This window comes from Mucilaginibacter sp. PPCGB 2223 (assembly GCF_001705515.1).
Taxonomy (GTDB): Bacteria; Bacteroidota; Bacteroidia; order Sphingobacteriales; family Sphingobacteriaceae; genus Mucilaginibacter.
In genome coordinates this window covers 127,569-153,417 of the sequence record NZ_MDJS01000005.1, presented here as the reverse complement: position 1 = coordinate 153,417, position 25,849 = coordinate 127,569, and the positions used below count along the sequence as shown (strand labels likewise).

Annotated in this window: 23 protein-coding genes and 1 riboswitch; of the genes, 13 read left to right on the top strand and 10 right to left on the bottom strand. The window is 48.1% G+C overall.

The genetic code is table 11. From position 1 onward, the window contains the following. Positions 1-2: 2 nt before the first annotated feature. From BEL04_RS21900 to BEL04_RS21885, 4 genes are all read right to left on the bottom strand, one after another. Positions 3-1,091, bottom strand: a complete 1,089-nt coding sequence (locus BEL04_RS21900; RefSeq protein ID WP_066007562.1) for an efflux RND transporter periplasmic adaptor subunit — start codon at positions 1,089-1,091, stop codon at positions 3-5. Next, positions 1,088-4,246, bottom strand: a complete 3,159-nt coding sequence (locus BEL04_RS21895; protein WP_066007560.1) for an efflux RND transporter permease subunit — start codon at positions 4,244-4,246, stop codon at positions 1,088-1,090. The genes BEL04_RS21900 and BEL04_RS21895 overlap by 4 nt, the downstream gene beginning before the upstream one ends. Continuing rightward, positions 4,243-5,607 carry a TolC family protein gene (locus BEL04_RS21890; protein WP_066007558.1) on the bottom strand — a complete coding sequence of 455 codons (1,365 nt, stop codon included), beginning with the start codon at positions 5,605-5,607 and terminating at the stop codon, positions 4,243-4,245. The genes BEL04_RS21895 and BEL04_RS21890 overlap by 4 nt, the downstream gene beginning before the upstream one ends. A gap of 76 nt (positions 5,608-5,683) precedes the next feature. Further along, a complete protein-coding gene (locus tag BEL04_RS21885; RefSeq protein ID WP_066007553.1) occupies positions 5,684-6,526 on the bottom strand; it encodes a chromate resistance protein ChrB domain-containing protein in 843 nt (280 codons plus the stop codon). A gap of 23 nt (positions 6,527-6,549) precedes the next feature. Here BEL04_RS21885 and BEL04_RS21880 point away from each other — a divergent pair, with 23 nt between their 5' ends. The 10 genes from BEL04_RS21880 to BEL04_RS21835 all read left to right on the top strand — a co-directional run bounded on the left by BEL04_RS21880 (position 6,550) and on the right by BEL04_RS21835 (position 16,143). Next, positions 6,550-7,554, top strand: a complete 1,005-nt coding sequence (locus BEL04_RS21880; protein WP_066007550.1) for a YncE family protein — start codon at positions 6,550-6,552, stop codon at positions 7,552-7,554. 241 nt (positions 7,555-7,795) lie between these two features. Further along, positions 7,796-7,888: riboswitch (TPP riboswitch) on the top strand. Positions 7,889-7,952: 64 nt separating this feature from the next. Then, positions 7,953-8,156, top strand: coding sequence for a sulfur carrier protein ThiS (gene thiS, locus BEL04_RS21875; protein ID WP_066007548.1), 204 nt, complete (start codon positions 7,953-7,955; stop codon positions 8,154-8,156). Between the two features lie 17 nt (positions 8,157-8,173). Next, on the top strand, positions 8,174-10,057 hold the full coding sequence (gene thiC / locus BEL04_RS21870; RefSeq protein ID WP_066007546.1) for a phosphomethylpyrimidine synthase ThiC: 1,884 nt from the start codon (positions 8,174-8,176) through the stop codon (positions 10,055-10,057). After that, positions 10,057-10,665: a thiamine phosphate synthase gene (locus tag BEL04_RS21865; protein ID WP_066007545.1), complete on the top strand. Its 609-nt coding sequence runs from the start codon at positions 10,057-10,059 to the stop codon at positions 10,663-10,665. The genes thiC and BEL04_RS21865 overlap by 1 nt, the downstream gene beginning before the upstream one ends. Beyond that, positions 10,662-11,324 (top strand): thiamine phosphate synthase, encoded by a 663-nt coding sequence (locus tag BEL04_RS21860; protein WP_083228031.1) that lies wholly within the window; start codon positions 10,662-10,664, stop codon positions 11,322-11,324. The genes BEL04_RS21865 and BEL04_RS21860 overlap by 4 nt, the downstream gene beginning before the upstream one ends. Further along, positions 11,318-12,085: a thiazole synthase gene (locus BEL04_RS21855; RefSeq protein ID WP_066007543.1), complete on the top strand. Its 768-nt coding sequence runs from the start codon at positions 11,318-11,320 to the stop codon at positions 12,083-12,085. The genes BEL04_RS21860 and BEL04_RS21855 overlap by 7 nt, the downstream gene beginning before the upstream one ends. After that, positions 12,078-13,190 carry a 2-iminoacetate synthase ThiH gene (gene thiH, locus BEL04_RS21850; protein ID WP_066007542.1) on the top strand — a complete coding sequence of 371 codons (1,113 nt, stop codon included), beginning with the start codon at positions 12,078-12,080 and terminating at the stop codon, positions 13,188-13,190. The genes BEL04_RS21855 and thiH overlap by 8 nt, the downstream gene beginning before the upstream one ends. Positions 13,191-13,195: 5 nt before the next feature. Continuing rightward, positions 13,196-14,263, top strand: coding sequence for a HesA/MoeB/ThiF family protein (moeB, locus tag BEL04_RS21845; protein WP_066007541.1), 1,068 nt, complete (start codon positions 13,196-13,198; stop codon positions 14,261-14,263). A gap of 9 nt (positions 14,264-14,272) precedes the next feature. Next, positions 14,273-15,112 carry a bifunctional hydroxymethylpyrimidine kinase/phosphomethylpyrimidine kinase gene (gene thiD, locus BEL04_RS21840; RefSeq protein ID WP_066007540.1) on the top strand — a complete coding sequence of 280 codons (840 nt, stop codon included), beginning with the start codon at positions 14,273-14,275 and terminating at the stop codon, positions 15,110-15,112. 260 nt (positions 15,113-15,372) lie between these two features. Continuing rightward, a complete protein-coding gene (locus tag BEL04_RS21835) occupies positions 15,373-16,143 on the top strand; it encodes a DUF4382 domain-containing protein (protein WP_066007539.1) in 771 nt (256 codons plus the stop codon). Between the two features lie 89 nt (positions 16,144-16,232). On the opposite strand, the gene BEL04_RS21830 is transcribed toward BEL04_RS21835, so the two are convergent. Beyond that, a complete protein-coding gene (locus tag BEL04_RS21830) occupies positions 16,233-17,453 on the bottom strand; it encodes an RNA polymerase sigma factor (RefSeq protein WP_066007537.1) in 1,221 nt (406 codons plus the stop codon). Positions 17,454-17,502: 49 nt separating this feature from the next. Continuing rightward, the gene (locus tag BEL04_RS21825) at positions 17,503-17,856 is read right to left on the bottom strand and encodes a YciI family protein (protein ID WP_066007536.1); all 354 of its coding nucleotides are present in this window, start codon (positions 17,854-17,856) and stop codon (positions 17,503-17,505) included. A 147-nt stretch (positions 17,857-18,003) separates the two neighbouring features. Here BEL04_RS21825 and BEL04_RS21820 point away from each other — a divergent pair, with 147 nt between their 5' ends. Then, entirely contained in the window at positions 18,004-19,389 is a 1,386-nt protein-coding gene (locus BEL04_RS21820) for a metallophosphoesterase (protein WP_066007534.1), read from the top strand. Between the two features lie 2 nt (positions 19,390-19,391). Here BEL04_RS21820 and BEL04_RS21815 read toward each other — a convergent pair whose 3' ends face one another. From BEL04_RS21815 to BEL04_RS21805, 3 genes are all read right to left on the bottom strand, one after another. Further along, positions 19,392-20,459 (bottom strand): hypothetical protein, encoded by a 1,068-nt coding sequence (locus BEL04_RS21815; RefSeq protein ID WP_175404131.1) that lies wholly within the window; start codon positions 20,457-20,459, stop codon positions 19,392-19,394. 553 nt (positions 20,460-21,012) lie between these two features. Beyond that, positions 21,013-22,311 carry a serine hydrolase gene (locus BEL04_RS21810; protein ID WP_066007532.1) on the bottom strand — a complete coding sequence of 433 codons (1,299 nt, stop codon included), beginning with the start codon at positions 22,309-22,311 and terminating at the stop codon, positions 21,013-21,015. A gap of 128 nt (positions 22,312-22,439) precedes the next feature. After that, on the bottom strand, positions 22,440-23,231 hold the full coding sequence (locus BEL04_RS21805) for a hypothetical protein (RefSeq protein ID WP_066007528.1): 792 nt from the start codon (positions 23,229-23,231) through the stop codon (positions 22,440-22,442). Between the two features lie 121 nt (positions 23,232-23,352). Between BEL04_RS21805 and pepT the strand changes: the two genes are divergently transcribed. Both pepT and BEL04_RS21795 read left to right on the top strand, forming a co-directional pair. Continuing rightward, complete coding sequence (gene pepT, locus BEL04_RS21800; protein WP_371327595.1) at positions 23,353-24,585, top strand: peptidase T; 1,233 nt, start codon at positions 23,353-23,355, stop codon at positions 24,583-24,585. A 76-nt stretch (positions 24,586-24,661) separates the two neighbouring features. Then, positions 24,662-25,150, top strand: coding sequence for a hypothetical protein (locus tag BEL04_RS21795; protein WP_066007523.1), 489 nt, complete (start codon positions 24,662-24,664; stop codon positions 25,148-25,150). A 120-nt stretch (positions 25,151-25,270) separates the two neighbouring features. Here BEL04_RS21795 and BEL04_RS21790 read toward each other — a convergent pair whose 3' ends face one another. Further along, on the bottom strand, positions 25,271-25,747 hold the full coding sequence (locus tag BEL04_RS21790; protein WP_066007521.1) for a nuclear transport factor 2 family protein: 477 nt from the start codon (positions 25,745-25,747) through the stop codon (positions 25,271-25,273). Between the last annotated feature and the right edge of the window lie 102 nt (positions 25,748-25,849).

The following is a 25,849-nucleotide window of genomic DNA, read 5'->3' as shown; positions in this document are numbered from 1 at the left end:
TGTTATTTTTTGATCTTCAATATGGTTCCCTCTTTCATTTCTTCATTGGCTTGTTTCACCACCAGGTCACCGGGAGCGAGGTCGCCCGCAATCTCTACCTTATCCTTTGCCGTAAAGCCGGTCTTGACATCCACCCATTTCGCATGCCCGTCTACCAGCTTTACCACGAATTTACGCTCCTGGGTAGTCACCACGGCTTTGAAAGGCACGGCAAACCCGTCATAAGGGCGGTTAACAATCAGCATTACCTGTGCAAACATTCCCGGCTTTAACAGCCCGTCTTTATTGGGAAAATCAAACTCCCAGGTTTCGCTGCGGGTATCCGTACTGATCGCATTTGATTTACGGGTCAGCGGCGCGGTAAAGGTTTTACCGGGCAATGCCGATACAGTAAAGCTGGCTTTGCTGCCCTCGATCTGCGTGGCGTTATAAGCTTCGGGTACCGGCACCTGTATGCGCAGTGCCGAGTTATCCTCAATGCGGTACAATAATATCTTACCGGAATTATCGACATAATCACCTTTAAACACGTTGCGCTCTGTTACCACGCCATCGAACGGCGAACGGATCACGAGGTAATCTTCCAGTGCGCGGTTAGCCTGGGTAGCCGCACGGGATGCTTCATAAAACGAGCTGTCCGTTCTCATCTGGTTGCGGGCCACCTCCAATTCATTATCCGCGATAGCGCCAGGCGTCCGCGCCGCTTTCAGCAGGCGCAGGTAAATGCTTTTGCTCGATTGGTATTTGGATAAGGCACCCTGGCTCCTGCTCCGGCTTTCGGCTTCCCCGGCGCTCAGCTCCGGTGCTTCCAGTATGCAAAGCACCTGGCCTTTGCTCACTTTGGTGCCAATATCGGCCCTGATCTCTTTAACATAGCCTGCCGTCCGCGCATAGATGTTGGCCCGGTCAAAGGGGATGATCTCGGCGGTCAGCGATAGTTTGGTACTGATCTTTTGCGGTTGCAGGGACACCAGTTCAACGGCGGGCTGCTGCGGCGCTGCGGGTTTGTCAGCCGGTTTATCGGCACTACCGCCGCAAGCGGCCAATAAGGTGCTTAAACTCAATAAACTGATATAATGGTATGCTTTCATTTGTTATGTTGTTCGTGTTCAAAATAAATGCCTTCCGGGTCGTCCGGGTCGAGGGACACCGCCGCTACCGGGCCGGTGCCGACAAAGCGCTGGTAAACGAGCGGCAGCAAAAACAGGCTCATCACCAGGCCAAATAACAGGCCGCCGATCACCGCCGTGCCGAGCGGAGCCATCTGGTCGCCGCCCTCACCCCAGCCGAGCGACATCGGGATCATGCCGGCGATCATCGCCGCGCCGGTCATCAGGATAGGGCGGATACGGTCACGGATACCGTCGAGGTAGGCCTGCCCGCTCTTTTCGCGGCGGTGCTTTTCTGCCTGGGTAACAAACAGGATGGCATTGGCCACGGCCACGCCGATGGCCATGATGCAGCCCATATAGGATTGAATGTTTAGTGTCCTGCCGGTCAGCCAGAGCAGTAACAAGCTGCCTGCCAGGATCGCCGGGATCACCGACAGCACCACCAGCGAGGTGCGGAAAGACTGGAAATTGGCGGCCAGCATCAGGAAGATGACCACAATCGCCATCAAGATACCGTTTTGCAGTTCCTGGAAGGTTTGCAGAAACACTTCCGATTGCCCCTGCTGCTGTATCTTCATGCCTTCGGGCAATTTGCCCAGTTTGCCGATGATCCTGTCTATATCATTGATCGCAGTGCCGAGCGACTTACCATAAAGGTTGGCGCTCAGCGTAACGAAGCGTTTCTGGTTCAGCCGGTCGTATTCGGCTTCGATGCCGCCCATTTTCCAACTGGCTACATCGCGCACATATACCTGCTTGCCGTTGCTGGTGCCCAATAGCACATTATCTACTTTCTGCGGATCATTCATGATCATTTCGGGCACCTGCACCTGTACCTGGTAGGCAGTGGCATTACCTTTATCCAGCCAATAATTCGGCGTGGTGAAACGGCTGGATGAAGTGGCTACCACCAGGGATTTACTGGCATCGTCCACCGTCAGCCCCAACTGTCCGAGCCGGGTGCGGTCAAACTCCAGCTTCATGGCCGGGTAGCTTTGCGGTGCGGCATACTGAATATCCCGCAGGTAAGGCAAGGCCTTCAATTGCTCCATGATCATCGCCGCGTACTGGCGATCCTGCACCAGGCTTTTACCCAGTATCCTGATCTGCACCGGCGTGGCCGTGCCCTGGCTCATGACCTGGTCAACCAGGTCGGCGGGCTCAAACGAGATCAGCATGCCCGGCATTTGCCGCGCCACCTCTTTTCGCAAAGATTCTTTGAACGCTTCGAGGTGAATACCCGAACCGGAGATAAAATTGATCTTCAATACGGCTTCCTGAGGGCCGCTTGTCCAGAGGTGAATAGTATTGATGGGATAGGTAGACGGCTGGTTGCCGGCAAAAGCCGAGCTGATGGCGACCTTGCCGCCCGAAAGGCTATCCACGATGGCGAGTAAACGTTTAGTGGCGGTTTCCGTGCGCTCCAGCCTCGTGCCATCCGCCAGACGGATACGGGCCTGCAATTGCCCGGCATTTACGCGCGGGAACAGCTCTTTGCCGGTTACCCTGAATAGTAAGAATGCACCGGTGAGCGCAATAACCAGATATAAGATGATCACCAAGCCGGATGATTTGTGCAGCCTCGTTAACCTGTCCTGATGTTTTTCCTTAAAACGGCGCATCCATTTGGCCTCACCGATACCGGCAGCATGATCTCTGTACAGCCAGTTGGCGGCCACCGGCACAAAGGATTGCGACAGCAGGAAGGAAGCCATCATGGCAAAAGCCACGGCCAGCGATAAAGGCAGGAACATCGCTTTAGGGATGCCCGACATAAAAAAGGCCGGGAAGAACACCGACAGTACCGACAGCAGGATGAGCAGTTTCGGCAGGGCGATCTCGCGGCAGGCTTCCTTGATGGCGCGGCCTTTGGACTCGCCCGATTCCTGGTGATGGTGAATATTTTCGATGGTGACGGTCGCTTCATCTACGAGGATGCCGATGGCCAGCGCCAAACCGCCCAGCGTCATGATATTGATGGTTTGCCCGAACAGCTTCAGGCAGATGACGGAGGAAAGTATGGCTAACGGAATGGTCAGCACCACGATCATCGAGCCGCGCCAGTCACGCAGGAAAAGCAGCACCATCAGGCCTGTGAGCAGTGCGCCCAAAACACCCTCGGTAGCCAGGCTTTTCAGCGAATTCAGCACATAGCCCGACTGGTCGAACTCGTAGCTGACCTTAATATCCGGCGGGATGGCCGCCTGCATATCGGGCAGAGCCTTTTTCACGGCCTGCACCACATCCCAGGTCGAGGCGTCGGCCCGTTTGGTTACCGGGATATACACCGAACGTTTGCCGTTGATGAGCGCGTAGCCGGTGGTCAGGTCGGCCCCGTTATCTACGGTCGCTACGTCATGCACATAGACCTGCGGGCCGCTGCCGGTTTTTAAAGGGATAGCCGCCAGATCCTGTATATTGTCTACAACGGTATTCTGCGGGGTGATCAGCGTCTGGTCGCCTACGCGGATATTGCCGGACGGGGTGATGGTATTGCCCTTGGCAATAGCCGTAACCAGATCTTGCGGTGTGATATTATAACTGCGCAGCTTGTCCGGGTCGGCCTTGATCAGTACGGTACGCTGGTTACCGCCAAACGGCGGCGGCGCGGATACGCCGGGCAGCGTGGAGAACATCGGCCTTACCTTAAAGAGCGCCAAATCCTGCACTTCGGACAGTGAACGGTTGGGGCTGCTGAACACCAGTTGGCCCACGGGCACGCTACCGCCATCAAAACGGGTCACGAAGGGCGAGATCGTGCCGGGCGGCATAAAGGCTTTGGCGCGGTTCACCATCGCCACTACCTCGCCGGTGGCCTGCCCCATATCCGTCCCCTCGTAAAAATTCAGTTTCAGCAGGGTTACACCCTGTATGGTCTTGCTCTCTACCGACTTAATGCCGGTGATATATAAAAAGTGGTATTCGTAATATGAGGTAATATAACCCTCTAACTGTTCGGCAGAAAGGCCGCCGTAGGTTTGCGCCACATAGATCGTCGGCGTGCCCAGCTTCGGGAAAATATCAATCGGCATATTACGGATAGCCGTGATCGAAAAGAACACGATGGCCAGCACCGCGACGATGACCGTTACCGGCTTTTTTAAGGAAGCATAGATGAGTTGTACGATATTCATTTTCCGTAGGGGTTTAAAAAGACGTCCAGGCTTCCCTCATAGGCGGCTTTGCCCAGCAGGGCCTTCCATGCGGCCCAATAGCTCATTTTTACCGAGGCTTCCGCGCGGTAAAGCAGCAGCAGCGATTGCATGGCGTCATCATAGTTGGTCAAACCGGCCTGGTAGCGCGATAACATGGCATCATAGGCATAGCGGGCGGCGTGCAGTTCTTCCGGGGAAAGCTTTGCGGCGGCGATGGCTTTTTCCAGTGCCGAATTGCTGATCTCCACTTGGGTCTGCAATCGCAGTTCTGTCTGATTCAAGATTTCACGGTCTGCATCAACCGCTAAGCGTTGTTGTTTGAACAGGGGTTTTTGACGGAATGCTTCGAGTATCGGCACCGATAATTGCAGGCCGATACCATAGTTATAACGTTGGAACTGCCAGCCATCGGAACTATTGACCGAACCATCGGCGGCTACGCCCGATCCCCTGGCATAGGTTGTCCCCCAAAAACTCAGCTTTGGCAGCAGGCTTTTTTTGGATGCGCTTAACGTCAGTTCATCGGTTTTAACCAGCGTGTTTTGCAGGCTGATCTCCGGGTGTTCGGCGGCACTTTGCCTGGCCATGCCGATGGGCAGATGCCCGAATATCGACGAATCTGCAGGAAGGCCGGGCGGTAACTGGCCGCCCGCCAGTTCTTTCAGCACGCTTAACGTGGAATCGCGCCGCTGCTCAAAAGCAAGCATTTGTATCCTTGCACGGATGAGTTCTGCATGAAAGGTGGATGAATCTGTGCCGGGGCGCAGGCCGCTGCTGGCCAGGCTTTGCGCCTGTTTCAGGTGATAAGCCTCGCGGTCGATATTTTGCTGAAACACCCTGATGAGGCTCAGATCGAGCGAATAGTCCAGCCAGGCATTGATCACCGCGAGCTGCTGGCGGAATACCGTCAGGTTTTCTTCGGCTTTGCCGCCCTCGGCCCGGCTTTGCGCCAGGTCAATGGCGGTCTGCCGCTGTCCGAAAGTGAAAGGGTCCCATAGCAGGCTCAGCGCTGCTGCGCTGCCCGGCACGGCTGAGGAGACATTCGTTTTGCTCGGCGGCCCGCTGATGGGGATGATATACTGCGGGTAGATCATCCCGGTAATGTTATTGTAAGTAGCGTAATCTGCCTGGTAAGAAGCGGTCAGCATCGGGATCACACCATTCTTCTGTAACTGCACGGCCTGCTGCAAGCTTTGCGATTGCAGACGCTTGGCTTTGATGAGGGGGTAATTCCTGGCTGTCGTTTGCAGCAGCGAATCCAGGTACACGCGCCCGGGCCGTTGGCCATAGGCCGTGGCAGAAAGCGCGCAAGCGAACAACAGCAATTTGAATGTATTCACGGCATTTGTTTAATGTTGCAATATTGGTCAGATAAAAATCGGGAAAATTGTAAGAAATTTACTTTTTGTATCTGCTTTACTTTTTGGTCAAACTTTTTTTTAAAACAGATGGATTTACGCCGGTGTACTGTTTAAATGCTCTTGTAAAGTGGGCCTGGTCTGAAAAACCCGTCAGGTAAGCGATCTCGGTGAGCGTATGACCGGTGTGTTCGATCAGGTTTCTCGCTTTTTCAATACGCGCCTTGCGCATATAATCGCCAAAGCTCAGGTTGTCAAAATATTTGGAGAACTCACGAGACAGGTAGGCCGGGTTGATCTTTAGCTCTTCTGAGGCTTGCTGCAAGCTCAGGGTCATCTGCGTATCCAGCTGATCCTGGATCATCTCTTTCAGCGTTTCTGCCCATTCGGGCGTCTTCCGGCCTTTTCCTTTTTTTAGGTATTGATGATAAACCTGTAATAACAATTGCTCCGCCGGGCTATCGTCCGAATGTTTCTTTTTAAACAGGTGGGTTGCCCAGCTGTAAAGTCCGTCATAGATCAGCATACCCAGCTCCAGCAATTCGTGGTCATCTTTACTGTTATAAGCTAAGCCCGAAAAAATGGCCTCCAAACCAGCGGCCTGCGGCGCAAAATCATGCCGGTCGGTATCTGCCCCGCGCACGATCCCTGCGATACGGAACAAAGCGGGGTCTTTTAACCCGTGCCTTTTGATGATATAATCAAAGGTGCACTGATCATCGTAATGCGTGTATTCGACGTCGGGCAAATCAAAGGGTATGGCATTTTTTTCTGCTGCTTCCTTCAGCACTTCCGCATAGGGCACATAAATGAACTCCGCGTCAGGATCGACAAAACGTTTAATGAGCCAGGGGCAGGCAATACGGTCTATTTTCGGCCTCTCGCGGGTGATCCATTTCATTTTATGTAAATTTGATCAAAGCTATGAAAAACAAAACTAATCACTTCGGACTGATTTTGGTCGCTGTGCTGCTTTGCGGCTGCAAGGACAATAAAAGTTACGGGCAGGCTGCCTTAAAGCCGGAAAAAGAGATCGCCCTGCCGGGTGTAAAAGGGCGCATCGACCATCTCGACATCGATCTGCAGGATCAAATTGTTTTTGTGGCCGCTTTGGGCAATAACACGGTCGAAGTGGTTGACCTGAAAAATGGAAAAGTCTTACATTCGATCACCGGGATGAGTGAACCACAGGGCGTAGCTTATATTCCTAAACATCATGAGCTTTTTATCGCCAATGGCGGTACGGGCGAATGTTTCTTTTACGATACCCAAACATGGCAAAAGGTAGCGTCTGTTAAATATGACGATGACGCCGATGATGTACGATATGACGCGATGGCAGACCTGATCTATGTAGGGTACGGCAGCGGCGCTATCGGCATCATCGACGCAGGTAAACACCAGCGGGCGGGTGATATTTCTTTGGCTGCCCATCCGGAATCTTTTCAATTGGACGCAGCCGCAGGCCGGTTGTGGGTCAATTTACCAGGCGCTGGCCGGATCGCTGTGGCTGATATTAAAACCAGAAAAGTAACAGCTGAATGGAAAAGACTTTTACCCCGTTCCAATTTTCCGATGGCCTATGACGTAACCGGGCACCGGTTGTTCATCGGCTACCGCATTCCCGCGACTTTGAAAGTACTGGACAGCCGTACCGGCAAAGAGCTGTTCAGCTCAGGTATGGTGGGTGACGTGGATGATTTTTATTGGGATGCTCAAACCAAACAATTGCTGATCAGCGGCGGTGGTGGTTCGGTCGATATCTTTAAAGATATGGGCAATAATAGCTTCAAACAAGTTGCCGACATCAAAACCCGCAGTGGTGCACGTACTTCTTTATGGGAGCCGGGCTTGCAGTTGTTTATTTTGGCAGCAAGGGCAACAGGCGATCGGCCCGCTGCGTTGTTGCTGTACAGGCTGCCCAATTAGAAAACCCGGAATTAACGCCTGGATCGGTACGTGAGATTTTTGCAAAAGATAACAAAGAACCCACGATTGAAATCGCTGCAGAAACCGCAAGTTTTATAAATATGGCTGCTGCGATTATTGTAAAAGAAATCACATCAGTGAAAAGGCAGAATCTTCAATAAAATAACCAGTGTCCGATTGTTCTAAACTATAAAATTTATTTGAGATGGCCTTGCATTCCAAATCTTTTTCTTTATGTTTACGCTGACTTTAGGGGTGTCCTTTGCGGACTGAGATAATACCCTTTGAACCTGATCCGGGTAATGCTGGCGAAGGGAAAAGTGACGACAACGCCGTGGTGTTGTTTTTCTTTCCTTGTACGGGGACATTCCTATAGTTGATGTTTTAAATGCAACGTAATGGAAATAACCGTTAATCAACAAAATTTTATTGTGCCCGATAATTGCAATGTGCAGGCTTTGCTCATTGATGTATTGCAGCGCCCAGGCCAGGGTATGGCCATTGCCATCAATGAAACTATTGTTCCTAAAATTCAATGGGGAAATTGCAAGCTCAATCCGGGCGATAAAATTATTATTATCAAAGCCACCCAGGGAGGATAAACACCAAATAGCTTTTCATGAAAATAGAAAAAACACCTACAGCACAGGCGATCACCCAAACGCCGTTTCCGGCATCGCGTAAAATCTACGTTAAAGGGCAATTGCACGATATCGGTGTAGCCATGCGCGAGATAAGCCTGAGCGATACCAAACTGCATGGCCGTTTTGGCGAAACCGAGCCTAACGCACCGGTAACCGTTTACGATACGAGCGGCCCTTATACCGACCCAAACATCGCCATTGATGTTAAGAAAGGATTACCCCGTCTGCGCGAAAAATGGATCACGTACCGTGGCGACGTTGATCAGCTTGAAGGTATATCATCGGCGTATGGCCGTGAGCGTTTAAATAATAAAGAGCTCGATCATTTGCGTTTTGGCTATCACAGCAAGCCTTTGCGTGCTAAAGCCGGGATGAATGTATCGCAATTGCATTACGCCAAAAAAGGCATCATCACACCCGAAATGGAGTATATCGCCATACGCGAAAACCAGCGCATCGATCAGTTAAAAGAACAGCTGAACGGACAGTATGATGCGATGAGCCAGCAGCACGCTGGTCATAGCTTTGGCGCTAATACGCCTAAAGGCTATATTACCCCCGAGTTTGTAAGGCAGGAGGTGGCTGCCGGCCGTGCTGTTATCCCATCAAACATCAACCACCCCGAAAGCGAACCGATGATCATCGGGCGTAATTTTTTGGTTAAGATCAATGCCAACATTGGTAACTCGGCCGTAACGTCGAGCATCGAAGAAGAAGTGGAAAAAGCTGTTTGGGCCTGCCGCTGGGGTGCCGATACTATTATGGATCTGTCAACAGGTAAAAACATCCACGAAACCCGCGAGTGGATCATCCGCAATACCCCTGTGCCGATAGGTACCGTACCTATTTACCAGGCGCTCGAAAAAGTGAACGGCAAGGCCGAAGACCTTACCTGGGAGCTGTTTAGGGATACGCTGATCGAACAAGCCGAGCAGGGGGTTGATTATTTCACCATTCACGCCGGTGTGTTATTGCGCTATGTGCCGTTAACCGCCAAGCGTATCACCGGTATCGTATCGCGCGGTGGCTCAATCATGGCTAAATGGTGCCTGGCCCATCATAAAGAAAACTTTTTGTATACGCATTTTGAAGAGATATGCGAGATCATGAAGGCTTATGACGTTGCATTTTCGTTAGGTGATGGGCTGCGCCCCGGCTGTATTGCCGATGCCAACGATGCCGCGCAATTTGGCGAACTGGAAACACTGGGCGAATTGACCAAAATAGCCTGGAAACACGATGTGCAAACCATTATCGAAGGCCCGGGCCACGTGCCCATGCATCTTATTAAAGAGAACATGGAGAAACAGCTGAAGCATTGTTCGGAAGCGCCTTTTTATACTTTAGGTCCGCTAACTACCGATATTGCCCCGGGTTACGATCATATCACCTCGGCTATCGGCGCTGCCATGATCGGCTGGTTCGGCACGGCTATGTTGTGCTATGTTACTCCCAAAGAACATTTAGGTTTACCTAACAAAAAGGATGTTAAGGACGGCGTGATTACCTACAAAATAGCTGCTCACGCGGCCGACTTAGCCAAAGGTCATCCGGGTGCGCAGTACCGCGACAATGCCCTTAGCAAAGCTCGTTTTGAGTTTAGATGGGAAGATCAGTTCAACCTGTCGTTAGATCCGGATACGGCTAAAGAATTTCATGATGAAACGCTGCCTGCCGAGGGCGCCAAGATCGCTCACTTTTGCTCGATGTGCGGGCCAAACTTCTGCTCGATGAAGATAACCCAAGATGTGCGCGATTTTGCTAAGGAAAACGGGGTTGACGAAGCCGGCGCGCTGGCAAAAGGTATGGAACAAAAATCGAAAGAGTTTGCCGAAAAAGGCAGCGAGATATATTTGTGATGGAGTTGATCGTAATATCGGCCCCGGATATTGTGGCTAATGAAGCACAAATCATTAATCACTTGTTCGGAGCCGGATTACAGCGCTTTCATCTGCGCAAACCGGGTTGGGACATTGGGCGGTGTACAGACTTGCTTACGCAGATCGACCGCTCATACCACCATGCTATCGTTTGCCATCAGCATCATCAGCTGGCCAAAGTTTTTGGAATGGATTATTTGCATTATGCCGAAAATGACCGTATCAAATGCGATCAATCTAAGTTAAATACCCTGGTTAACGAGGGTTATCGCTTAAGCACCTCGGTACACACCGTTGATGCTATAACCACATTGCAGGGCTTTGAATATGTTTTTTTAAGCCCGGTGTTTAACAGTATATCCAAGCCTGGTTATCAAAGCATGTTGCCCGAGGGCTTTTGTTTAGATAGAAATAAGCTAAACCCAAAAGTAATAGCGCTGGGTGGGGTAGATGCATTAAACATCGAACAAATAAGATCGATGAATTTTGACGGAGCAGCAGTGTTGGGCGCGATCTGGCAAGACCTGGAACATGCTGTTTTAAATTTTGTAAGCATTAAAAAAGTAACTGAACAATTAAATTCATGATCGATAAACTGCATTATATCTCTCAACAACCTAAAGACAATACGCATCTTAATGCCATCAAGGCGGCTTTGAATGCGGGTTGTAAATGGATACAACTGAGGGTTAAAGATCAACCCGGAGATATTATTCTGCAATATGCCATCGAAGCTGTTAAGCTTTGTAATGGGTATGGCGCCAGGTTAATAGTAAACGACCACCCTGAAATTGCACTAAAAGCGGGCGCGCACGGTTTGCATGTAGGTTTGCAGGACATGCCGATTAGGCAGGCCCGACAAATTGTTGGATCAAATATGATCATAGGCGGAACCGCCAATACTTTTACGCACATACAACAACGCGTTGCCGAAGGCGCCGATTATATCGGCCTGGGTCCATACCGGTTTACAACCACCAAGCAGAAACTGAGCCCTATTTTGGGTATTGAAGGCTATCGGGGTATCATGAATAAAATGCGCCTTGCTAATATCAATATCCCGGTAATCGCTATCGGCGGCATTGTACCTGCTGATATCCCTCTGATTATGCAAACCGGCGTACATGGTGTAGCACTATCAGGCGCCATAACTTATGCCGCCGATGCCGGGCAAATGGTTTCGGAGATATACGATCAATTAAATCAACCTTTGTTTAACGAAGCTCAAAAACAACACACATGTTAACCATAGCTGATAAAACTTTTCAATCGCGCTTATTTACCGGTACGGGCAAATTTAATTCGCCGGTTATGATGGAGGATGCCTTGCTGGCCTCGGGTTCTGAACTGGTAACCGTTGCCCTTAAACGCGTTGATGTAAACAACAACGACAACGACGACCTGTTACTTCGTTTAAAATATCCGCATATCAACCTGCTGCCCAATACATCCGGTGTGCGCACTGCCAAAGAGGCCGTATTCGCCGCCCAACTCGCGCGTGAAGCCCTTGAAACTAACTGGATAAAACTGGAGATACATCCCGATCCTAAATACCTGATGCCCGACCCGATAGAAACTTTAAAAGCTACCGAGGAACTGGCGAAACTTGGTTTTGTAGTATTACCCTACATCCACGCCGACCCGGTGCTGTGTAAAAGACTCGAAGATGCGGGAACTTCGGCTGTAATGCCTTTAGGTTCGCCTATTGGCAGCAACAAGGGGCTTAAAACCATCGATTTTTTAGAGATCATCATCAGCCAGAGCAGCGTGCCCGTTATTGTCGATGCGGGCATAGGCGCTCCGTCGGATGCAGCAAAAGCCCTTGAAATAGGCGCTGATGCCGTACTGGTAAATACTGCTATTGCGGTATCGAATAATCCGGTACAAATGGCCGGGGCATTTAAACTTGCTGTTGAGGCGGGCCGTATGGCTTTTGAAGCAAAATTGGCACAGTCGGTATCACATGCGGTGGCAAGCAGCCCGCTAACCTCTTTTTTAGATGAATAGTTTTCACGATATTTTTGAGACCTATAACTGGGATGATACTAAAGCCAGCATCTATGCTAAAACCAGCGCAGATGTAGAGCGTGCCCTGTTCGCCGGTAAAAGAACCTTAGAAGATTTTAAGGCATTGGTATCGCCGGCGGCGGCGCCCTATCTGGAGCAAATGGCGCAAATCAGCCAGCGGCTGACCCTGAAACGCTTCGGCAAGGTGATACAGATGTATGTACCGCTATATTTATCCAACGAATGCAGCAACATTTGCACCTATTGCGGTTTTAGTTATGATAATAAGGTAAAACGCAAAACGCTTTCGCCGATGGAAATTATGCAGGAGGTGGCCGTTATTAAGGAGATGGGCTATGAGCATGTGCTACTTGTAACCGGTGAGGATAACGTTAACGTGCATGTTGATTATTTTAAAAAGGTGCTCGAACTGATCAGGCCGCATTTTGCGCACATCTCGATGGAAGTGCAGCCGATGGACCTTGAAGATTATCAGCAGCTAACCCCCTACGGCCTCAACACCGTATTGGTTTACCAGGAAACATACCATAAAGAGGATTACAAAAAGCATCACCCAAAAGGCAAAAAATCAAATTTCAAGTATCGCGTTGAAACACCTGACCGGCTGGGCCAGGCAGGTATCCACAAAATGGGCCTGGGTGTGCTGATAGGTTTGGAAGACTGGCGCACCGATTGTTTTTTTACCGCCATGCACCTTAACTATCTCGAAAAAAAATACTGGCAAACCAAGTACAGCCTTTCATTCCCCCGGTTAAGGCCTTTTAGCGGTGGCCTTGAGCCTAAAGTTGAAATGACCGACCGTGAGTTGGTACAGCTGATCTGCGCCTACCGGATATTTAACGGAGAAGTTGAGCTTTCGATCTCCACGCGCGAGTCTGATAACTTCCGCAACAATATCATCAAATTAGGCATTACCCACATGAGTGCAGGATCAAAAACCAACCCCGGAGGGTACGCGGTCGAACCTGAATCGTTAGAACAATTCGAGATTTCGGACGAACGCAGTCCGGCCGAAATTGCAAGAATAATAACTGCGCAAGGTTATGAGCCCGTTTGGAAAGATTGGGATAGTTGTTTAACTTAAAGAATATGCTGGAGCGCGAAGAACTAAAACGGTATAACCGGCAAATAATATTACCCGAATTGGGCCTGCCCGGGCAGGAGAAGCTAAAAGCTGCACGCTTGCTGGTGATTGGCGCGGGCGGTTTGGGATGCCCGGTTTTGCAATACCTGGTAGCGGCCGGTGCAGGTACCATTGGTATTGTGGATGATGATGTGGTTGACATTAGCAACCTGCACCGGCAAATATTGTATTCGGCGGCCGATATTGGCCGGCCCAAAGCTTTAGTGGCCGGCCAAAAATTAAATCAGCTTAATCCTTTTGTCGAGATAATCGCTTATACCGAAAGGATAACTGCCGCAAATGCGCAGCAGTTAATAACTACTTTTGATGTGGTGATAGACGGCTCAGACAACTTTAAAACCCGCTACCTGGTAAACGATACTTGCACAGCACTTAATAAGCCGCTGGTATTTGGGTCGATATTCAAATTTGAAGGACAGGTATCGGTATTTAATTACCAGGGCGGGCCAAACTATCGCGATGTATTCCCTGAAGCACCGCCCGAGAACGAAGTGCCCAACTGCGCCGAAATCGGTGTTATCGGTGTGCTGCCCGGTATGATAGGTACTTATATGGCGAATGAGGCAATTAAGCTGATATGTGGCATAGGCGAACTACTCTCTGGCAAATTATTGACACTGAACGCACTCGATAGCAGTATCACTGTCTTCAGGATATCTGCCCGGCCGTCTCAAAACACTCTAACTACAGCTATACCTTTACCTGTGGCAAGCTTTGAAGTAGCAGACGAGATTAGCGCCGAAACGCTGAAACAATGGCTCGCCACGAAACCATGCGATATTTACCTCGTTGATGTACGTGAACCTTATGAGTTTGATGACGAAAATATAGGCGGCGTAAATATTTCGCTATATGAATTGGAGGAACACGCCAATAGTTTTCCATCCGACAAAAAGTTGGTGTTTATCTGTCAAACAGGGCAGCGTAGTAAAATAGCCGTTCAGCAAATCCGCACTTTATTACGGAGAGAGGCCTTTAGCTTGAAAGGTGGCATTCATGCCTTTAACTTTTAAAATGCCAATATGCAGTATTATCAATATTGTTCGATATTGACCATCGCCGGCTCCGACAGTGGCGGCGGCGCAGGCATTCAGGCCGACCTGAAAACATTTGCCGCGCTGGGTTGCTATGGTACATCGGCCATTACTGCCATCACTGCGCAAAACACGCTCGGCGTAACGGGTATTCATATCGTTCCGCCGGTGATGATACAAAACCAGATCAGGGCAGTAATGGATGATATCCGCCCCGCAGTTGTAAAGATCGGCATGTTACCAGACGAGGAGACTGTGAAAACGGTAGCTGATACCTTAAAAAGTTACCAGGCGGTTCCCATCATACTCGACCCGGTTATCAGTTCAGGCAGCGGGAAACAACTGGCAAATAACGAAGCATTACTTGCCATGAAGGAGTTGCTTTTTCCGATGGTCACCCTGCTCACACCGAATCTGAATGAAACAGCTCAACTAATAGGTAAACAAGCCAGTAATGCTGATGATATGAAAAAAGCGGCGGAGACATTATTGAATTTGGGAAGCCATGCGGTGCTTGTAAAAGGTGGTCATTTAACTGGTGCCGAACTTTACAATGTATATGCCGATCAGCAGGGTGAAAGAAAAACTCTTGCCTATCCTTTTGTAGCCACCTCAAATACACACGGAACGGGTTGTACGCTGGCTTCGGCCATAGCAGCCTGCATGGCCAGAGGACAATCGTTGATTGAAGCTATTGACGCGGCAGGTGAATATGTCAACATAGCCATTAAAGAAGGGCGAAATGTGAAGACCGGCGAAGGATACGGGCCCTTAAATCATTTTTTTAGGCCCCGGAAGCAGGCAAAAATCAATCCGGATTTAACATGAAAAGTAGAACGAGATCCCGCCATCCCGACTTTAAAGAAGCTCTGGTTATTGTCAGGGCTTTTTTATTGATAACCGCTTGATCAGCCTGTTATCCTTCAAATGGATCGACGGAGGCAATCCAGCCATCCTTAAAACAAGACATTTGTAACTTTTGCGATACAATCCCTGGCGGCAAAGAAGTGCCTGCTTAGTAAAAAATACAGCATTTTAATAAAGGCTTAAATTTTGTACGACCCGGTAATTAACAATTTATTAATGCCATGAAAAAATTATTTTTATTTACCAGTATCCTAAGCCTTTGTTTTTTCTCGTGTAAAAAGGATAATTCCGGCAGCGCAGGCAGTACCTCGCATGTCACCGTAAAAATGACGGATTCGCCGGGCTCATTTGATGCTGTTATCATTAATGTAAAAAGTGTAGTGATTGTAACCGATAAGGGTGAGCAAACATTAAACGTTAATGGCGGGCCGGTAGATATCCTGCGGTTCCGCGCAGGCAAAGATACCGTCCTTGCCGGTCAGGACATTCCTGCAGGGACTATTCAACAGATCAGGGTGGTGCTGAATGATAGCGGTAACAGAGTAGTAGTAGGCGGTATACCGTACGACCTGACTACGCCGAGCGGACAAACCTCAGGGGTTAAATTAAACGTGCACGATACCTTTACAGCCGGTGTTGATTACACATTGCGCCTCGATTTTGATGCCGCACAATCCATTGTGGCCACCGGTAACGGGAAATATATCCTGAAACCCGTTATCCGTGCCATACCACAAGCCGTTTCGGGTGCGCTTACCGGCATGGTTAACCCGGCGACTTCATCGCCTAAAGTATATGCTATTATGGGCACAGATACCGTTGGCACGATAGCCGATGCAACCGGGAAGTTCTACTTTCCGGGTTTGGCGTCGGGTAGCTACCAGGTTCGGTTTGTGCCGGTTAGCCCATATGTAACCAAAACCGTTAACAGTGTTTCGGTTACAAACGGCTCGGTTACCGACATGGGTACCATAACTATCAGCACCCAATAGTTTTTAATTTTTTACTTTAAAAAACCGGCGGTAATTTTACCACCGGTTTTTTATACCATGTTGAATCGCAATCCTATAATAACCTTACCCTAACCACTTAACTTTTTCAGGATAATTTGTCTATCTGTCGGGGTTTTGGCCAGCGACAATGCTATTTTTAAATTCGATCTGGCCCGCAGATTATCGATACCACTATATAAATCGCCCAGCAACACATAGTAAAAATGGTTATTGGTGAGTTTTAGTTTTTCGGCTTCGATAATGGCTTCGGTTTTGCCATTGGCTTTTGAAAGCGCATAAGTGCGGTTAAGTGCCGCAATGGGCGAGTATTCGATCTGTAACAACCGGTTATACAGCTGTAAAATTGTTTCCCATTTTTCGCGGCTATCGGTTTTTTGCGTCCCCCAATAAGCAATAGCAGCTTCAAGATGATATTTTGATAGCTGATCTCCGGTGGATGCCCGGTTTAAAAAGTACCCGCCTTTGCCAATCATATCAGTATCCCACAAAGCGGTATCCTGCTCATCATACAAAACCAGCCCGCCGTTTTTATCGAGGCGGGCATTTAACCTCGATGCCTGGAAGTACATCAGCGAAAGCAGGGCGCTTACCCGCGGTTGATCGGTATTTGGGTTTTCAGCGAGCATTGTACATAAGCGTATAGCCTCAAAGCACAGTTCGGTGCGGATAGTTTGATCGTTATTTACTGAATAATACCCCTCGTTAAATAGCAGGTAAATGGTCGTCAAAACATTATCCAGTCGTTGCTCAATGGTTGCAACAGCCGGGAATTCTATTTTAATTTTTTCCTGGCGCAGTTTCTCCTTAGCCCTGAACAAACGTTTATTGATGGTTTCTTTATTGGTTAAAAACGCATCGGCAATTTCGGCAATACCGAAACCGCATAATATGCGTAATGCCAGGCCGATCTGGCCTTCGGGTGCGATTACCGGGTTACACACGGCAAACATCATTTGCAACAGGCTGTCGGTGATGTTTTGTGCCGTCAGATCTATTTCGTGCTCAAATGTGGAACCGGTAATGTTTACTAAGCCCGGCTCCACCTTTTCGCGGTAGAGCATTTGACGTTTGATTTGATTTTTTGCCTTGTTTTTGGCCACGCTGTAAAGCCATGCTACAGGATTGGGCGGCGTTCCGTTCATCGGCCAGCTTTGCATGGCTGTTAAAAAGGTTTCGCCGGCTATGTCTTCGGCCATTTCGATCTGCTCAAAACCGAAATGCCTGGCCAGTACCGAAACGATCTTAGCGTACTCGGTACGGAATAAATGAGGTATCAGCTCCTGTTCCATTTCAAAAACACGGGAGCTGCACCCTGTTGATGCAGCTCCCGTGATCAGTTTAATGTGTTCCGTCGTTTTTGGCAATACGCCTCACTTCCATCGTATTACCTTCACCCCCCAAAACCGGGCAGCCTTTGGCAAATCCGGCAGCTTCTTCGGCGCTTTCGGCGCGCACCACAATAAAACCGCCAATGGTTTCTTTTATTTCGCCGAAAGGTCCATCGGTAACTACCTTATTATGATGCACCACTTTGGCATCGGCAAATAATAAACCTGTGCCGCTTACAAATTTGTTTTGTGCGGCTATGCCGCCTATCCAATCCATGGTTTGTTTCATCCAGGCCTGCATTTGTTCGGGCGAAGCTATTTTGCTGCCGTCCTCGTGCCTCATGATCAATGCGTACTCGTCCATCTTTTTAAATTTTTATCGGTTAATGAATATAATGATTAATTAAACTGATATCAATCACGGCCGGCTAAATTGGACGGCCGGCTAAAAATTTATTTAAACAAGACGATTATAGCCGGATATATTATTTTAATAAACCTATATTTAGTTATGAAAAAACTCTGCGTTATTATATTGGTTTTGGTTATGATAGTTGCGAATATCCGGGCCCAACCCAAACCGACAGCGACAGGTAACATCCTGACAGTGTCCGACATCCACCTGAACCCTTATTTCGATCCGTCGCTGATGGACAAACTTGTGAAATCAGATTACAAACAATGGCCGACCATTTTCAATTCGTCATCAATAAAAGCGCCCAACACTTACAACAGCGACTCCAATTTTCCTTTGTTCGTATCGGCGCTTGCCGCCATGAAAAAGCAGAACCCGTCGCCCGCGTTCATTATCATCACCGGCGATTTTCTGTGTCACAGCTTCCAAAGCAACTACGCCAAATATGCGCCAAATTATCCCGATTCGGTACGCTCGTTCACCTCCAAAACCATCCAGGTAATGGCACTGATGCTGGATAAATATTTTCCAAAAACTGTCGTTTTACCTGTTTTAGGAAATAACGACTCGTTTTGCGGCGATTATATGATAGATCCCGGCGGTGAGTTTTTGAACATGTTTGCAAAAGCATGGGTGCCCCTGCAGCGCAGCCACAATGCCATTGCGGATAAAGCTTTTGTTACCCAGTTCGGTAAAGGCGGATATTATACGTATGATTTGAAAGACGGTTCGGGCGGTAAAATGGTGATGTTAAACACCATCTTCTTTTCGACCAGTTACAATAACAGCTGCGAAACCCATCCCGCTCACCCGGCGGCCGACGAGCTAAACTGGCTGGCAAGGGTGCTCAAGCAAAACCAGGCAAAAAAATTGTGGCTGGCAGCGCACATACCACCGGGCATCGATGTGAATAAAACCATCAACGGCAAAGGTACCTGCGCCCAGAATGTGCGCACCATGTGGCGCGACTCGTGCAACATGGTATTCCAAAGCCTGGTTATCAAATATGCAGCGGCCATTAAGGCAGGCTTTGCGGGCCATACCCACATGGATGATTTCAGGTTGTTATATAATGCGAAAGGCGTGCCGGTATACTTTATGCATATCACGCCGGCGGTTAGTCCGCTTTTTGGCAACAACCCGGGTTTCCAAAACCTCAGTTACAGCAAAAGCTCATTTGTGTTGCTCGATTCGAAAACTTATTATTACAGCCTGAACACAAGCGCCCCGGCGTGGACGTTTGAATACGACTTTAATAAGACCTACGGTGTCGGCAATATCACGCCGGCAAGTTTGGATGTGGTTCGTAAAAACATCCTGTCGAAACCGGCCTGTTTAACCAGTTACGTTAACTACTACGATATGAGCAACCCGCAGCTGGATGGTATCAATAACCAAAACTGGAAAGCTTACTGGTGCGCAACGGGCAACCTCACCACAGCAAGCTATACCAATTGCTATTGCGGCGGTGTATTGAAATAGCCTTAGGCCGAATGTGCGTGCCGGGCGGCTTTTAACTTTTTAAATGCCTTGCGCGAAGCCATTTCGGATGTAGCAAGCAGCGGCAGCGACGCAGGCACCTGGTTGTACTCGATATAATTACGGCAGATATCGGCTATATAGGTGGCCGACATGCCGTCGTTTTGCAGGGGTTCCAACTCTTCAAGCTGCTCTTTATCAAAATACGAGTGTACCTTTTTGCCTAATACCATCCCTACATAAACTACTGTTGAGTATTGGGTGATCAGCTCGCTGCAATTGGCTATCATGTGGTTGGTATTGCCGTTTTGATAAATGAGCGTATCGGCCGGTGCAAACCTGCGTATCTCCGCTTCGGCGCGCTCAAATTTTTCGTTGGGGTGCAGTTTGAAAAGTAAACGGCGGCCGGCGGCAATCTTTACCGCCTCTTTGATAAATGCCGGGCGGTTTTCCCATCTGAAGGTTTCGCGCATATCGCTGGTGGCAACCATCACATAGTTCCGGTATGGGAAATCGTTATCCAGGTACTGATGGATATTATCGTAATTGGGCATACCTGTAACGATGATCTTTTCGGCATCGGTACCTAATTTGCTAAAGTACTTTTTATATCCTTCGGATGCTGCGAAATAGATATCGCACACATTAGATGAGCCATTGAGCGAGGTATTGCCGCTCAGTATCGGCGGAAGCTTAAGCGCCTGTACGATGCGGCTTGCCAGGGTATATTTATCGATCATCCCTTCCTGTACCCATACAGTTTTGGTTTGGCGCATACGCCTGGGGATGTGCAGATCGCTGCAATAAACCACCAGGTCGTAATCGTTCTTTTTAGCCTGGTAATCTATCTGCAGGTTATGTTTTTTAAGATACTCTTCCGATCGTTTTTTGAACTGCCCGGCCAAAATGGTACCATCCAGCAGAGTAGTATGTTTGATCAGTTTGTTTACCCACCCGAGGTCGGTAAAAAACTGGCTGAACCAGCAGTCATAATCCACCAGTTGCCGGGCTATCTGGTGCATTTGTGAGGTTTGATTGATCGATCCAGTTATGAATAGTATTTTTCTCTTCATAATACTTAATCTTATTTTAACAATAATTTTACCGTATTGTTTAAAGCCAACTGTGGCAGAAGGCCCGGGCTTTAGACACTATTGTAACGGGTTGATTACACAACAAAGTTAGTTTTTGTACCATGCGACGCTTAGCCTAACTTGCTTTTTGACATAGTACTGATAGATAATGCCGTGTTGTTAACCAAGGCGATATCTTTTTGCAAATCACGAAAAACGCAAGAAGCCGCGTCCGCGCTATCGCGCAATTTCACATTGGCTCGTTATTTTATTGTTACTTAAGTGTTATGGTTATGGTTTATTAATGCATTGGTGCAAACGGCGTGTGAGCAGTACTTATGTTGAGCAGCAAGTTGGTAGTGACAAATGAATACGAACGATACCGGGCAGTGCATTTATGCAACACCTATACGCAATGCAATGGCTATAAAATGAGTAAATAATAAAAATGCCGTTTAGCTACAGGGAGCTATAGCGATAGAACGGGTTAAAATATCATATTAATTCATCAATCGTCGGTGGTTTCGCCGGTCTGCAGTACACTTTTTAACTATTAATGTTTGGCGGCTTTATGTTTTTTTGAGGTAGTGTGTTTTACCCCGCCTTCTTTTTTCTTCGCCTTTGCTGCAGCAGGTGCAGGGCCCTGTGCATCTTCTTCCTCGCCATCACGGCCATAGGCCCCTGCGCGTACCACTGGCATGCCTGTTATTTTAAACAGATTATCCAGGTGCAGCAGGCTGCCGTTTGCCATGTTATCCAGCAGTACTATCACTACGTCTTCTTTCATATCGCGCAAAAAGTTATGACGATAGCCATGCCACCAACCGGTATGGTAAACCACTTTTTGATTGGGCCCCTCAAATAAATGCCAGCCGTAACCATAACCAAAATGCCCGTTTTTTAACGGAACACGGTTGGTGTAAGCCGAGTCCTGTGTTGATTGTTTAATCAGCCTGCCGGCACGGAGCGCGCGGTCGAACATAAAAAGGTCGCCAACTGTGCTATAAATACCCTTATCACCTACGGGGCCATCGAGGTAATTTTGCGCTACCGAATACTTCCAGCTGTTGCGATCGTGCCCCAGCACCTTAGTAGGTATTTTGGTATAATTAGCCTTTGAGTACACATTGGTATGATACATGCCGGCCGGCAAAAAAACGTTCTGCATCATATACTGGGCATAAGGCATTTGAGCGGCTTTTTCGATAATGGAACCCAGCACCATAAAATTAGAGTTATTATAGTGATAGCCTTTATCCGGCACGTTATAACGTGCCGGCTTGTATTGCGCCAGCAGATCCATCATCTGCTGGTTGGTAACCCCTGTTTTTTGATCACGGTGCTCTTTGCGGAAAACATCATCAATAGCATACACATAATTAGGCAGGCCCGACCGGTGCGTAAGCAGCATGCGGATGGTAACCCCGTGGTAGGGGAAATTAGGAAAAAAGCGCTGTACCGAGTCGGAAAGCCGCAGTTTGCCACGTTCCATTAATTGTAATACGGCAGTAGCCGTCATGGTTTTGCTGATGGACGCCAGTTCAAACTGCGAGTTGAGGGTAAGTTTGTTCTGATTTGGGTAATCGGCCCAGCCAAAAGCATTTTCGTAAATTATCTTCCCGTTTTTAGCAACCAGTACGTTGCCGTTAAAGCCCGCGTGCAGGTGCAGGTTTTGCATAAAATCGTCAATCCGCTTATCTGCTTTCGCCGGGTCGTACTTCAATATCGAAGTATCCATTTTTGCTAACGGAGCGGCAGCCGGTTCGCTTTTTTCGGCATTGTGCGATGAACAGGCTTGTATAGAGAGCAGGAAAATTGCGGGGAGGAGATTTTTTTGAGAGAGAAAACGCATACGGTGGCAATATCAAAAATAAACAAGGGCGAAAATTATTAATTATCCCTTGTAAACTGATACAATAGTTTTAAACAATCCCACATGGCAGGTGGGAAAAAACCGCAAACAAATTTAGGGAGGCGGCGTTAATGCAGCGACTTTCGCCAGGAAGTTATACTGCCGAAGTTAAACTTAAGCGTAAAATGAAAGCCGCTGTAGCTCTCCTGTTGTTTAATCACCACAGGGTCGGCAAAACCATCCAAACCGTAACCTAACACAAAGTTGCGCTGATAGCCTATTTCGAGGATGAGAGACGGAATATCGTAAGCGTTATAAAGCTTATATTGATAGCCTATACGGGCCGGTATCACTAAATTCTGGCTTTTATCGCTGCCGCCGATGTAATAAGTTGAATCGGGGCTAAGCCGCGAGTGGTTATCTGAAATGTTATTAAATACCATGCCGATGCCGGTGCCCAGGTAAATATCCTTGAGATAGCCTGTCCAGTCATCATCATTCAGATTCAGTATTTCGCCCAGGCCCATATCGGCATGCAGGTTTACCATCTGAAAGTGGTTGGTATAGTTTAACTCGTACGGATCGATTTTTTTGTATTGAATTGGAATATCGTTCAACAATGAATCGTATTTTGCCGAGGTGGGATCGAGCGAGGCTACTTTGGTAGCATAATAATGATCGAACCCGCCTGACAAGGTACCGAACTGCAGCTCCAGGCTGAAAGTAGTGTACGGACTAACATTGTAACCCATATTGAAATGGAAAGCCGGGTACGATAGCTGGTTAGGTACACTGGTTGACGCCTTGATATAATCGATACCGAGGCCCATGGTGTATTGGTAATAATTGAAACCAAGCTGAGCTTTAGCTGTAAAAACCGAGGCTTGTATAAACAGGATAAGTATTATAAATCTTTTCAAAATACGGGGTGTTATATATTGAACAATGTTTTAAAAAACATCACTTATATTTTTTGCTAAGTTTACCAAAAATAAAGTTTCATTTGATATTATCATGTCTTCTTTAAAAAATTCTGATTTTATGTTTACAGTAGCAGAACGATTTTTACGTTACGTTATTGTGGACACTCAGTCCGATCCTGCATCTTCTACCTGTCCATCGACACTTAAACAAAAAAATCTGGGTAAAATTTTAGTCGATGAGTTAAAAGCCATAGGTATCCGTGATACGCATTTAGACGAATTTGGTTACGTTTATGCAACAATAGAAGCCAATACCGATAAAAAAGATGTGCCGGTTGTGTGTTTTTGTTCGCACATGGATACCTCGCCCGATTGCAGCGGCCAGGATGTAAAACCCATCGTACATAAAAATTACCAGGGCCAGGACCTGATATTACCCGATGACCATAGCCAGGTTATCCGCATGAGCGAACACCCCGACCTGAAGAACCAGATAGGTAACGACGTGATCACGGCAAGCGGTACTACCCTGCTTGGCGCAGATAATAAGGCAGGGGTAGCCGAAATTATGGATGCCTGTTACCAGCTGATCAACCACCCCGAAATTAAACACGGGAAAATCAGGATACTGTTTACACCCGATGAAGAGATAGGCCGCGGGGTGGACAAAGCCGATCTGAAAAAGCTTGGCGCCGATGTTGGCTATACCATCGATGGTGAAAGCGCCGGTACTATCGAGAACGAAACCTTCAGCGCCGATGGGGCGGTATTGACCATTAAAGGCATCAGCGCCCACCCGGGCTTTGCCAAAGGCAAAATGCAAAGCGCCATCAAAATTGCAGGGGCTATTGCTGCTATGCTGCCTTTTGAGCTTTCGCCCGAGGGGACTTCGGGCAAAGAAGGATTTGTGCATCCGGTAGGTATCAGCGGGCACGTAGAGGAAGCGAAGATCGAGTTCATCATCCGCGATTTTGCTGATGATAAACTTCATCAGCATGCCGGTGTGATCAGATCGGTAACCGAAGAGGTGCTGAAACAATATCCCGGAGCTACCTATACTTTAGAAACCAAACCACAATACCGCAACATGAAACAGGTGCTCGACAAACACCCGCAAATTGTGGAGCATGGAATTGAAGCGATAAGGCGGGCGGGCATGGAGCCGCGGTTACGCAGCATACGCGGCGGTACAGACGGATCGCGCTTATCGTTTATGGGGCTGCCCTGCCCTAATATTTTTGCAGGCGAGCATGCTTTTCATGGCAAGCACGAGTGGGTATCGGTGCAGGATATGGAGAAAGCCGTGCTCACCATCTTAAATTTGTGCAGCCTCTGGGAAGAAAAGGCATGATATTTGGAAACAACCTATAAGTTTTAAGCGTATAAGTACGTTTAAATACTTATTTTTAGGATCAACAAACAAACACATGCCCGGCGAAGGAGACCTGAACAAAATGATCGAGCTGCTCAAACAAAAAGAGCTGGCCTGCAGGATAGAGAAAGAAGCCTACCAGCGCTGGGTCGACCTGATCACGCTGATCCGTTTTTCGATGATAGGCGGGGCGGCATTGCTCATAGGCACGGCTTTATTTAACATTTTGATGCGCCCGCTCGATTATTTAACTACCCAAAATACCATCATAGCCGTTTCGTGCTCGTTTTTGGCGGTTTTATTGGCGGGCCTGCACATTGCGCTCGAAATGGACGAAATCCACCTGGAAAGCAGGAGGTTACAGCATGAATATGAGTTGCTTGAAGTTAAATGCGCCGGCGCCCAAAACTTAAAATATAACGAAATGCGCGATGTTTATTTCAGCGCACAGCAAAAGCAGCTATTGCTGAAAAGCGAGGCGCAAACCAAACCACCAAAATGGATACGCCAGCAGGTACAATTGATTGAGCGTAAGTTTTTTTGATCGAAACCAGCAATTTAAAGGGTTTGCGCGCCAAGGCGCCAAAGCTGCAAGGCAAAACATAAATCTTAGCGTTTTTGCGCCTCTGCGAGAAACAACTTTACAACATTTTAACCTTCAACATTACAACCCATTCTTCTCCATATAAGCCTTTAACCTCCCGGCTGCCGATGCCTGCACTTTATGCCTGAAGAAAGGTGTCCATCCCAACAACAGCCCCGGTAAACCCAATGCCTGCCGCGCCCATTCGTAGAAATTGAATTGATCGGTATGGGATATAATTTCCCCATTATGTAAAGTAAAATCGGCTCTGACGCGATTGACTACTTTATTGCCGGTTGCCGAAAAGGTGTACCAGGCTGTCCATTCGGCAGTTACCTGATCATCATCGGCCGATAATATCCGGTATTCAACTTTAAAATCGCCGCTGCTGCTTTTGCAGAGCATCTGCCACATGGCTTTTACCTGCCCGGCATCGAGGTTAACAAACACTGCGTCGGTAAACATCGCATTGGCGGCATAGCATTGCTGCATGGTCGCATAATCCTTTTTTTGAAAAGCTGTGTAAAAGCGATCGATAAGCTGCTGATTAATATTCATCGGTGTTGATTAAGCATGTACCAAACTAAGCATATATCATCAAGAGTATAAACTTTGTAATTATTCTACAAACTAACAAATGTGCATAACTTTATTTTTCAT

What these genes read in the sequence shown, in the direction of transcription:
- BEL04_RS21900 (WP_066007562.1), bottom strand. Translation starts at nt 1,091, where the DNA reads ATGAAAGCATACCATTATATCAGTTTATTGAGTTTAAGCACCTTATTG.
- BEL04_RS21895 (WP_066007560.1), bottom strand. Translation starts at nt 4,246, where the DNA reads ATGAATATCGTACAACTCATCTATGCTTCCTTAAAAAAGCCGGTAACG.
- BEL04_RS21885 (WP_066007553.1), bottom strand. Translation starts at nt 6,526, where the DNA reads ATGAAATGGATCACCCGCGAGAGGCCGAAAATAGACCGTATTGCCTGC.
- BEL04_RS21880 (WP_066007550.1), top strand. Translation starts at nt 6,550, where the DNA reads ATGAAAAACAAAACTAATCACTTCGGACTGATTTTGGTCGCTGTGCTG.
- thiS (WP_066007548.1), top strand. Translation starts at nt 7,953, where the DNA reads ATGGAAATAACCGTTAATCAACAAAATTTTATTGTGCCCGATAATTGC.
- thiC (WP_066007546.1), top strand. Translation starts at nt 8,174, where the DNA reads ATGAAAATAGAAAAAACACCTACAGCACAGGCGATCACCCAAACGCCG.
- BEL04_RS21865 (WP_066007545.1), top strand. Translation starts at nt 10,057, where the DNA reads ATGGAGTTGATCGTAATATCGGCCCCGGATATTGTGGCTAATGAAGCA.
- BEL04_RS21860 (WP_083228031.1), top strand. Translation starts at nt 10,662, where the DNA reads ATGATCGATAAACTGCATTATATCTCTCAACAACCTAAAGACAATACG.
- BEL04_RS21855 (WP_066007543.1), top strand. Translation starts at nt 11,318, where the DNA reads ATGTTAACCATAGCTGATAAAACTTTTCAATCGCGCTTATTTACCGGT.
- thiH (WP_066007542.1), top strand. Translation starts at nt 12,078, where the DNA reads ATGAATAGTTTTCACGATATTTTTGAGACCTATAACTGGGATGATACT.
- moeB (WP_066007541.1), top strand. Translation starts at nt 13,196, where the DNA reads ATGCTGGAGCGCGAAGAACTAAAACGGTATAACCGGCAAATAATATTA.
- thiD (WP_066007540.1), top strand. Translation starts at nt 14,273, where the DNA reads ATGCAGTATTATCAATATTGTTCGATATTGACCATCGCCGGCTCCGAC.
- BEL04_RS21835 (WP_066007539.1), top strand. Translation starts at nt 15,373, where the DNA reads ATGAAAAAATTATTTTTATTTACCAGTATCCTAAGCCTTTGTTTTTTC.
- BEL04_RS21830 (WP_066007537.1), bottom strand. Translation starts at nt 17,453, where the DNA reads ATGGAACAGGAGCTGATACCTCATTTATTCCGTACCGAGTACGCTAAG.
- BEL04_RS21825 (WP_066007536.1), bottom strand. Translation starts at nt 17,856, where the DNA reads ATGGACGAGTACGCATTGATCATGAGGCACGAGGACGGCAGCAAAATA.
- BEL04_RS21820 (WP_066007534.1), top strand. Translation starts at nt 18,004, where the DNA reads ATGAAAAAACTCTGCGTTATTATATTGGTTTTGGTTATGATAGTTGCG.
- BEL04_RS21815 (WP_175404131.1), bottom strand. Translation starts at nt 20,459, where the DNA reads ATGAAGAGAAAAATACTATTCATAACTGGATCGATCAATCAAACCTCA.
- BEL04_RS21810 (WP_066007532.1), bottom strand. Translation starts at nt 22,311, where the DNA reads ATGCGTTTTCTCTCTCAAAAAAATCTCCTCCCCGCAATTTTCCTGCTC.
- pepT (WP_371327595.1), top strand. Translation starts at nt 23,353, where the DNA reads ATGTTTACAGTAGCAGAACGATTTTTACGTTACGTTATTGTGGACACT.
- BEL04_RS21795 (WP_066007523.1), top strand. Translation starts at nt 24,662, where the DNA reads ATGCCCGGCGAAGGAGACCTGAACAAAATGATCGAGCTGCTCAAACAA.
- BEL04_RS21790 (WP_066007521.1), bottom strand. Translation starts at nt 25,747, where the DNA reads ATGAATATTAATCAGCAGCTTATCGATCGCTTTTACACAGCTTTTCAA.